The following is an 8,866-nucleotide window of genomic DNA, read 5'->3' on the forward strand; positions in this document are numbered from 1 at the left end:
ACCCCGACCGCGGCAGGCACGTTCACATTCGAGGTAACCGGGACCAACGGCTTCGCTCCAAATGTCACCCACAGATACACCATCACCATCACGACCGGTGGGAGCGGCGGCAGTGGTGAGAACGGCTCGGGCGGGAGCGCCGGGATCGTGGACTACCTCGCAAAGACAGGAGCCGAAGCGGCGCGGTTGCTGCCTCTTGCGGCTGGAGCACTGCTCTTGATCACAGCTAGCGCGGTGACCCTGATCTACAGCCGCCGCTCGCGGGACACCGAGAACAACCGCTGAGACCGGTCAGCCGGCCGCGCCGACGGACATCGTCCCGCATGGGTCCAGCACCTTCAGGGGCTGGACCCATGCGGGGCACCGTCGAGGTCGGAAGCTCCCATCGGCCCCGTGCCGGCGAGGTACACCTCGCCGGTGTCGCCCAGACCCTGGGTCGTCCACTGCTGGTACCCGGTGGTGACGTCGTTGATCCACGACACGGGGATCTGCAGGGCCATCGCCCCGGTGTCGCCGGACTCGTCGCCGATGGGAGAGACGACCCACATCGTCGCCGCACCCTACGCCGGGGCCCACGACTCGATGTCCGTCGTCACGACGGTGTCGACCGAGTTGGTCGCCATCGCCTTCCGGTAGCCCTCGGCGAGTCTGCTGTCGCGGAACGGGCCCTCGTCGAGACTCGTCCCGAGCGCGGGAGTGTTATACGTGCTGAAGACCACATCCGCAGCCAACGGCCTCACCGTACCCTCGGCCGGGCTGGACGAGGTCGGTGGCGCCGCTGCACTCGAGGAAATCGCGTACGATCGTGGCGGCGGATTCGGCACTGCCGCGCTGGGTGCCATCGCCATCTCCGCAACGTCGGTCACGTTGGGCTTTCATTCCGCGGCTATCAGCGCCGCGGCCCTCCTGACCCTTACGGGCGTCGCAATGTTGCTGACTTCACGATCAGCGTCGTGTCTCTCTACCCCTGGAGAGCAGGGCACGCGTCTTCAGAACTTGGCACCATAACAATCAACTCAGTTGCCGATGGCGCCGTCGACCTGGTCACGCACCTCGTCGACCTTCGCGTCGAACTGGTCGGGCGCGACCTTCTTCACGAAATCCGCCGCCGCGTTGAGGACATTGTCGCTGACTTCCTCGGCTTTGTCGGAGTGGATCACCTCGTCGATCTTCTCCTTGTGCTGCTCCAGAAACTGCTTGCCCTGATTCACGATGTCGTCCAGCCCCATGGCCGTCCCCTCTCTTCGTCGATCAACTCGGCGCGGGCGCGCTGCGACCAGTCTGGGACAGCACCCCGGACCATGTATAGGGGGACGTCTGGCTAGCTACTTCAGTACCAGATAGTCGGCCGCCGGCTCGGCTCCTCATGCAAGAGCGGCCGAGCACTGACCGTACCCGGGTTGGTGCGCAGTCCTCACGTCGATCGCTCGGCACAGCACGTCATCCAGCCCGGCAAACGCAAAGAGCGCTTTCAACGAACTGCCATATGCGTTTCGCAGCCGCGCGGGCACGGGGTGATCGCTGGTGAGCTGCGCAAAGAGCAAAGACCGGCAGACAGCCGCAGCGCATACACGATATAGCTCCTCCACCAACGTCCCGACGTCTTCACGGTCCCGTAGGGCAGCTACTACGACGGGGAGCGCCGGAAACGCGGCAACCATCATCCTGGCTACCGAACCGTGCTGGGCAAGGAACTGCGCACCGTCACTTCGGGCGGCCTCGATTCGTCCCGCGAAGGTCTGAGCATCCCCGAGCAGAGTTGCTTTCGCCGCGCCCAGACTTCGAAGGATGTCGACGGGAACACCGTCGCGAACGACAGCGGCGATGTAGAGGCGGGGGTCGCCGCGAAGCAGATCGGCCGCGCATTCGACGGGGCCCCTCACGAAGGCATTCGCGAAGCCCACCGACATCAGGTCCGGGGCAGCACACCGCACGAGCCAGAAGTACGCGTCGTCTGGGTGGACGTGTATGAGGCCTCCACGGACCGGAACAAGGGTGTTCTCATCGTTCGGCGATCCGGTTTGTGAGCTTCCTCCAGCTGGTGTGAGTACGCGCATTTGATCCTCCGCAACGAGGGTGCCCGAAGCCCGTCGGGCTCGCCCAGGGCGCGCACGAGGTGTCAACCTTCGTAGGCGGCCTGGGCTGACTCGAAGCGCCCGTCTGAACTTGGGGTGAACTCGCCCGCGCCGACCCGGTTCGTCTCTCGGGCAGCGCGGACGAGCTGAACGCGGTTATGGACACCGAGTTTGGTGTAGAGGCGGGCGATGTATGTCTTGACCGTGCTCACGGTGAGTTCAAGCGTCTCAGCGATACGCCTGTTGGAACTCCCGAGGCCGATGAGGGCGATGATCTGGCGTTCACGAACACTGAGCTCAACCGGTGGCTCAGCAGCCGTCACTGCACTTTCAGCCCCGTGGATAGCTGCGATCATCTCATCGATCCCGGCGCTCTTGAGGAGGCAGCCATGCACCCCCGCGGTGGCGATGTGTGGGAGCAGGTCGTTGCTGAGGAAGTTGGTCATCAGGATGATGCGCAGGTGCGGGAACCGGCTGCCGATCGGTCCAGCCGCGGCGATGCCGGAGATTGTCGGAGTCCAGATGTCCATGAGAATCACGTCCGTCGCGACGCCCGACTCGAGCATCTGCAACGCTTGGGCGCCGTGCTGAGCCTCTCCCACGATGATGATCGAGCGCCCCGACAGAGCCAGCCGTAGGGCGGACCGCACGATGGGGTCATCGTCAACGATGAGCACTCGTTCCGGGGGCCTGCCATTGGGTTTCGGCACCATTCTTTGATTCCCGTCTAGAGGTGGTCACAGTCGGAGCAGGGAACATGGCGGGAACCAGTCCTGTAAAGCGGCATCGTCGATGGTCGGAGGTGCGGCTGGGACTTCCTCCAGAAGGATCATGACTCCCAGCATCATTCGGGACATGTCCGCGACCACCTGGCGCGTGAGGCACAGAGCTTGAGGGAGCGCAACATCCTCTGCGAATCCGTCGACCTCCGACGCCATGAAGGGCATGAGTGGCCCCGCAAGAGCGTAGGTGACGGCGACCACACAGTCGATGGTTCCCTCGCAGACGGACACCGTGGTGCCGACGCGGACGGTGAGTCGGCTGACGCGCTCAGGCCGACCGACGAGAATAGTGTGCGTGACTGTTGGATCCGACGCGCTGTCGCATCGTGCGACGGTGAGCTTGGTGGTTTTGATCTCCTCGAGGTGACTGTCGAGAAGGGGACGGCTAAAGGTGTGAGACATGATCCCCTCGTTCCGCTGAGTGTCGGTGGTGTCGATGAGTTGCCGGCCGTGCCTTCACGACAGTGCGCACGAGGAAGCGGTCGCCTTCTGAGCGGGCCTCGACATCACCGCCCAACATTTCGGCTTGCTCCTTCAGAGCTGCTAGTCCCAGCCGGGATGAGGGCGGATCGATGGGCCCCGCAACATGCGGCTGGGCCGAGCTGCAGGAAGCAAAGAGGCGCTGACTGTGCGGGGCGTACACGGCATGCAAATACACGAAGCCGCCCGCGCCGTGCTTGGCGGCGTTGGTGAGACATTCGCGCGCGAAGCAAAAGAGGAACGTCAGCGCATCCAAGTTGAGCTGCTCGACTCCATCACCGCGATGCTCGTAGACCGCGATGCCTGCGCGACGAAAATCAGCGAGGAGCTGATCGAGGTCCTCGAGCGGCGTGAGCGTACTGCAGGGACCTTCGGTCAACAGTGTGGCAAGAGTTCGTGCGGCCTCTTGAGCATTGCTCTGGATCGCCTCGACAACCTGTTCTTGTTCAGGAGCCGTCAGCCGTGCCCGCCGAGCCAGGGTTGCCGCGTACATGTTCAGCAAAGCGAGACGATGACCGAGTTGGTCATGGAGGACAGTAATGAGGTCATCGACGCCCGGCGATGAGCCCGACACCTCCCGTCGAGCAGCAACCTGCCGACGGGCGAGAATCCCGACGATGAGAGCAGTGATCATGCCCGCGAGAAGAGTCCAGCTGTGTGTACCCGCGTTGGGTATGACCTCCGCTGCACGGTGCGCGATTGAAAGCGGTAGAGCCATGCCCGTGAGCACGAACGTGATCGAGGAGATCACCAGCGCCGCACGCCTACCAGTGGATGCGAGAAGATACGTGGAACACCACGCGAAGGGGATAACCCCCGAGACGGCGACGAGTAGGGGCGCAACCACCACAAGCGTGGCAAGAGGCGGCCGAGGGTCGACGACGTAGACAGCGCCGCAGAGCAGGATCCCCACCGCCGGCCACCACCCCCACGGATCCTCCGCGACGGCCAGGCAAGATCCCGCCCCGCATAGCAGCGCCGCATGCAGTACCCGATGACGCTGAGACGTCGCCGCCGGTCGCCAACGGGCAGCGTAGCGACGTGCGCTGTGTGCCCAACTCGGCTCGTTTCGCATGTAATGACTTCCTTTCCCGTTCAGCGTGCCAGCGAGCTCCATCGATCAATCGCCAGCCGGAAGGCAAAGTCGACTAAAGAGGACATCAACTTTCGAGGATGGCGATCCCCCTTAGAGCCCACTGGACGCGCATCATGCGTATAACTGGTGGTGATGAGCCGAAGCGCTCGATGGAGGTAAGTCATGTCGCTCACGCGGGTGCTGATCGTCGATGACGACCCGATCGTTCGCCTGGGCCTACGACTGCTGTTCCGTTCGATTCCCGAACTTGACATCGTGGGCGAGGCTGCCGACGGCAGCGAAGTCATCGGCCTGCTTGAGGCGATGCCCGTTGACGCGGTTCTGATGGACGTGAGGATGCGTCATGTCAACGGGATCGTGGCCGCGCGCGCGATTCGGCAGCGGTTTCCGGACCTACGGATCGTACTGATGTCATCACTCCTGAACGAAGACTTCAGCGAACACGCCCGCAACATTGGATCCACAGCGTTCGTCTCCAAAACCGCAAGCGCCGAAACCATCCGCAAAGCGATCATCGGTTCTCGCACAGAACGTGCGGACGACCCCGCAACCCCGCCATCCCGCCTGGATGCGCTGACACCACGAGAACTGTCAGTGGCACGGGCCGTGGCGATGGGCCTCTCGAACGACGGTGTCGCGCAGGAGTTGCACTTGAGTGTCAACAGCGTCAAGACGTACGTATCTCGCTGTCTGGCCAAGCTCGGATTAGAGAACCGCGTGCAGCTCGCGAATGAAGTCTCTGCATCCCAAAGCACGTCGGGCGACGCCCTCGGGTGACGAACTCCCGCGGCGGGGTCAGTGCTGCAGAGGCGGCACGCTCAGGGTGACCACGTATGTGGCTCCATCAGGGCCGGCATGGACCTGGCCTCCGACGGAATCCGCTCGAGCTTGTAGGCTGCGCAAACCCACGCTGGTCGAATCGATTTGACGACGCACATCATCGGCAACCAGAGACGGCATCGGTGACGTGACGCTGCCGGAAACGCCGCCCTCGTCCGAAGCCTCGATACGCAGGTACACGTCCCCCGGCGCAGCGTACTTGAGGGCGTTAGTGAGCGCTTCCCTCGCGAACAGTCCGCATACCTGCTGAACCTCCTCCGTCACAGCGGCCGGGAGGGGAGGCCAGCGCGCGTGCAGTGTCGAACCCAGGTGCGCGAAGGCGTCCCGGTAAGTGGTGAGGAGTACGGCGGGATCGATGATGTCGGTGTTGCTCTCACTTCCCGCCACCAGCCTGTTGATGGTGTGCCGCAACTCCGCCGACATCGCCTGCGCCGCTTCGGCAAGGTGCGTGACGGCGACTGCCCTTTCTTGTGCCGTGAGCGGTCCCTCACCGAGCAGTGCACGCGAGTAGAGATTGAGTACCGTCGTGTCGGCGCCGAGCGTGTCGTGCAGATCGCGCCCGAGCTGCAGTCGTTCACGCTGGCGGGTAGCGACAGCTTCGTCACGCTGCTTCATTTGTACCTGGGCGACGAGGTCGTCAATGCGGCGCTGCCGTGCGCGCAGCTCACCCAACGCAGCACCCAGTATGGCGGCCAGCGTGAAGCTCAGCCCGAGAAAGAGGAACTGGCGAGCAGTAACCCCGCCGATAACGGCACCGTCGATGCGGGTGGAGTACAACGCGGTCTGCACAGCGCCGGCCGCCCATGCTGCGCAGACTGTCCAGAAGAGCCGTGCGGATCCGCGGTCGCTGCCGCGGACGAACAAGGCGACCCACAGAGCGGGAACAGCGACGGGAGATATCGCGGTCATGATGATGAGCAGGACGCGCGCCCAGGTTCTCTCAACGAAGATGAGGAGGAACGCACTGAGAACTGCGCCCAGACTCACCGCAATGTATTGCCACGGCGCACCCGAGCGCCACGACTCCTCCGAGATGTACAGGAGCGATCCGATGATCAGAGATCCGACTACGAGAGCCACGACGCGCGCTCGACTGCCGGCTCCTCTGCTCACCCGGCGAGTCTACGGGGTGGGGACCACCCAAGGTCCGACCCACCCCGTAGCTCCGCGGAGGAGGCGTCGACTGTGGGAGTCCGAAGTCGTTGTGGGGGCCAACCCCGGAGCAGTACGAGGCCTCGCTCACCAACTTAGGTCGGCTAGCGTAAGCGCCTCGCTCGACAACCAGACAGTGTCAACGAAAGTGGAGCAATCCGCCTGAGCCCACGCGGCGCGGGCTGGGGAACGCATGAGGGCCCCACCGAGAGGTCGTCAGACTTCGCGGTGGGGCCGTCAAGGGCGCCTCTTAGCCGAGGATTAGGGCTCCTGCCTGCGCCGCCGGCGAAGGGTGACGCCTCCGATGATGCTCACCAAGCCGAAGCCGAAGGCCAGGAGAGAGGCCATGACAAAACCTCCCGTTGCGGGAAGAACAGGGAGGATGCCATTCGCCTTCCACTGAGCAAACAACGTCACGTCATCGCCGAATGAGTAGACCGCGCCAGCTTCGTAGGCTGCGCCGGTCCCATCGGCCTTGGTGTTCCACCCGGTGAAGGTGTAGCCGTCTCGCGTGAAGGCGTTCCCGTTCAGCTGCCCCGGCGTGCTGCCTGTTTGCGGACTCATGATCCCGGTGCCACCGTTCGGGTCGAAGGTGACGGTGTGTTCTGCCGACCACTGCGCGTAGAGGGTGACAGAGGAGGAGAACGGGAACTGAGCTGCTTCCGGATAGGAGATACCAGATCCATCAGCTGCGGTGTTCCACCCCGCGAAGACGTACCCCTCACGACTGAACTCACTGCTCGATAGCGGAGCCGGGAACGCGGAGACCTGCGGCTCCATGTCGCCCGCACCGCCGTTGCTGTCGAAGGTGACCGTATGCTCGGCGGCCCACTGCGCATGCAGCGTCAACGAAGCGGAGAAGTGGAACCGAGCCCGGTCCGCATAGCCAGCGCCCGAACCGTCCGCGGCGGTGTTCCAGCCCGCGAATGCGAAGCCACTGCGGTCGAACGCGTTCGCCGTCAACGGAGTCGGTTCAAACCCGCTCTGGGTCATCATCGAACCACCTCCACCGTTCGCCTCGAACGTGACCGTGTATTCGACGCGCTTCCACTGCGCGAACAGTGTTGCTGAGAAGGAGAACGGGAACTGGGCACGATCTGCGTACGCAGCTCCTGACCCATTTGCGGCAGTATTCCATCCGGTAAAGGTGTATCCGCCTCGCGTGAACTGGTTCGCCTCGAGCGCGCCTGGCTCGATATCAGCCTGCGGATCCATCGACCCGATCCCACCGTTCGCATCGAACGTGACAGTGTGCTCCGCCGACCACTGCGCATACAGCGTCCCCGAGGAGGAGAACGGGAACTGCGCCCGATCGGCGTAACTGGTGCCCGACCCATCCGCGGCCGTGTTCCACCCCGCGAAGCGATACCCGTCACGGGTGAAGCTGTTCCCTCTCAGTTCAGCCGGACCCGCCGCTACTTGGTCGTCCATCGTGCCGACGCCACCGTTGCCATCAAAGGCAACCGTATAGACCACCTGCGCCCACTGCGCGAACAACGTCACCGACGAGGAGAACGAGTACACCTCTCCATCGGGGTAGGCGGTGCCGGTGCCATCCGCAGCCGTGTTCCACCCCGTGAACTCATACCCCTCACGCGTGAACACATTCGCACTCAACGGAGCCGGGAAGGCCTCAACCTGACCCGACATCGACCCGACACCACCGTTCGCATCGAACGTGACAGTGTGCTCCGCCGACCACTGCGCATACAGCGTCCCCGAGGAGGAGAACGGGAACTGCGCCCGATCGGCGTAACTGGTGCCCGACCCATCCGCAGCCGTGTTCCACCCCGCGAAGCGATACCCGTCACGGGTGAAGCTGTTCCCTCTCAGTTCAGCCGGACCCGCCGCTACTTGGTCGTCCATCGTGCCGACGCCACCGTTGCCATCAAAGGCAACCGTATAGACCACCTGCGCCCACTGCGCGAACAACGTCACCGACGAGGAGAACGAGTACACCTCTCCATCGGGGTAGGCGGTGCCGGTGCCATCCGCAGCCGTGTTCCACCCCGTGAACTCATACCCCTCACGCGTGAACACATTCGCACTCAACGGAGCCGGGAAGGCCTCAACCTGACCCGACATCGACCCGATACCACCGTTCGCATCGAACGTGACAGTGTGCTCCGCCGACCACTGCGCATACAGCGTCCCCGAGGAGGAGAACGGGAACTGCGCCCGATCGGCGTAACTGGTGCCCGACCCATTCGCGGCCGTGTTCCACCCCGCGAAGCGATACCCCGCACGCGCGAACACATTCGCCGTCAACGACGTCGGCTCATAACCGACCTGCGCAGCCATCGAACCCGCCCCACCATTCGCATCAAAGGTGACCGTGTACTCAACCCGCTTCCACTGCGCGAACAACGTCACCGACGAGCTGAACCCATACTCCGCCCGATCAGCGAACCCGGTCCCCGACCCATCCGCAGCCGTGTTCC

General features: G+C 63.8%; 11 protein-coding genes. 3 read left to right on the forward strand and 8 right to left on the reverse strand.

Annotation, left to right across the window (positions count from 1 at the left end; genetic code table 11):
• The coding region (locus DEU37_RS14945) for a hypothetical protein (RefSeq protein WP_220699851.1) at nucleotides 1-285 on the forward strand (285 nt) is incomplete at its 5' end.
• Between the two features lie 53 nt (nucleotides 286-338).
• Here DEU37_RS14945 and DEU37_RS13555 read toward each other — a convergent pair.
• From DEU37_RS13555 to DEU37_RS13560, 3 genes are all read right to left on the reverse strand, one after another.
• Nucleotides 339-548 (reverse strand): hypothetical protein, encoded by a 210-nt coding sequence (locus DEU37_RS13555; protein ID WP_121191149.1) that lies wholly within the window; start codon nucleotides 546-548, stop codon nucleotides 339-341.
• A gap of 12 nt (nucleotides 549-560) precedes the next feature.
• Nucleotides 561-731: a hypothetical protein gene (locus DEU37_RS14905; protein WP_183043691.1), complete on the reverse strand. Its 171-nt coding sequence runs from the start codon at nucleotides 729-731 to the stop codon at nucleotides 561-563.
• A gap of 285 nt (nucleotides 732-1,016) precedes the next feature.
• Nucleotides 1,017-1,229, reverse strand: coding sequence for an Rv0909 family putative TA system antitoxin (locus DEU37_RS13560; RefSeq protein ID WP_121191150.1), 213 nt, complete (start codon nucleotides 1,227-1,229; stop codon nucleotides 1,017-1,019).
• 450 nt (nucleotides 1,230-1,679) lie between these two features.
• Here DEU37_RS13560 and DEU37_RS13565 point away from each other — a divergent pair, with 450 nt between their 5' ends.
• Nucleotides 1,680-2,027, forward strand: a complete 348-nt coding sequence (locus DEU37_RS13565) for a hypothetical protein (protein ID WP_121191151.1) — start codon at nucleotides 1,680-1,682, stop codon at nucleotides 2,025-2,027.
• 92 nt (nucleotides 2,028-2,119) lie between these two features.
• Here the strand turns inward: DEU37_RS13565 and DEU37_RS13570 are convergent, their stop codons facing one another.
• Genes DEU37_RS13570 through DEU37_RS14770 form a run of 3 tightly spaced genes read right to left on the reverse strand, consistent with a single transcriptional unit; the run spans nucleotide 2,120 to nucleotide 3,971 of the window.
• Nucleotides 2,120-2,788, reverse strand: a complete 669-nt coding sequence (locus DEU37_RS13570; protein ID WP_121191152.1) for a response regulator transcription factor — start codon at nucleotides 2,786-2,788, stop codon at nucleotides 2,120-2,122.
• A gap of 24 nt (nucleotides 2,789-2,812) precedes the next feature.
• Complete coding sequence (locus tag DEU37_RS13575; RefSeq protein ID WP_121191153.1) at nucleotides 2,813-3,259, reverse strand: hypothetical protein; 447 nt, start codon at nucleotides 3,257-3,259, stop codon at nucleotides 2,813-2,815.
• Nucleotides 3,243-3,971 carry a sensor histidine kinase gene (locus DEU37_RS14770; protein WP_147424882.1) on the reverse strand — a complete coding sequence of 243 codons (729 nt, stop codon included), beginning with the start codon at nucleotides 3,969-3,971 and terminating at the stop codon, nucleotides 3,243-3,245. Before DEU37_RS14770 ends, DEU37_RS13575 begins: the two co-directional genes overlap by 17 nt.
• 624 nt (nucleotides 3,972-4,595) lie before the next feature.
• Between DEU37_RS14770 and DEU37_RS13585 the strand changes: the two genes are divergently transcribed.
• Entirely contained in the window at nucleotides 4,596-5,210 is a 615-nt protein-coding gene (locus DEU37_RS13585; protein WP_121191155.1) for a response regulator transcription factor, read from the forward strand.
• Nucleotides 5,211-5,228: 18 nt separating this feature from the next.
• On the opposite strand, the gene DEU37_RS13590 is transcribed toward DEU37_RS13585, so the two are convergent.
• Nucleotides 5,229-6,386, reverse strand: a complete 1,158-nt coding sequence (locus tag DEU37_RS13590) for a sensor histidine kinase (RefSeq protein ID WP_147424883.1) — start codon at nucleotides 6,384-6,386, stop codon at nucleotides 5,229-5,231.
• 300 nt (nucleotides 6,387-6,686) lie between these two features.
• Nucleotides 6,687-8,866 (reverse strand): InlB B-repeat-containing protein (locus DEU37_RS13595; protein ID WP_220699852.1); only part of this gene is annotated, 2,180 nt, incomplete at its 5' end.

The organism is Microbacterium sp. AG790, from assembly GCF_003634765.1.
In the GTDB taxonomy this organism is placed as follows: Bacteria; Actinomycetota; Actinomycetes; order Actinomycetales; family Microbacteriaceae; genus Microbacterium.

What these genes read in the sequence shown, in the direction of transcription:
- DEU37_RS13575 (WP_121191153.1), bottom strand. Translation starts at nt 3,259, where the DNA reads ATGTCTCACACCTTTAGCCGTCCCCTTCTCGACAGTCACCTCGAGGAG.
- DEU37_RS13570 (WP_121191152.1), bottom strand. Translation starts at nt 2,788, where the DNA reads ATGGTGCCGAAACCCAATGGCAGGCCCCCGGAACGAGTGCTCATCGTT.
- DEU37_RS13560 (WP_121191150.1), bottom strand. Translation starts at nt 1,229, where the DNA reads ATGGGGCTGGACGACATCGTGAATCAGGGCAAGCAGTTTCTGGAGCAG.
- DEU37_RS13585 (WP_121191155.1), top strand. Translation starts at nt 4,596, where the DNA reads ATGTCGCTCACGCGGGTGCTGATCGTCGATGACGACCCGATCGTTCGC.
- DEU37_RS14770 (WP_147424882.1), bottom strand. Translation starts at nt 3,971, where the DNA reads ATGATCACTGCTCTCATCGTCGGGATTCTCGCCCGTCGGCAGGTTGCT.
- DEU37_RS13555 (WP_121191149.1), bottom strand. Translation starts at nt 548, where the DNA reads ATGTGGGTCGTCTCTCCCATCGGCGACGAGTCCGGCGACACCGGGGCG.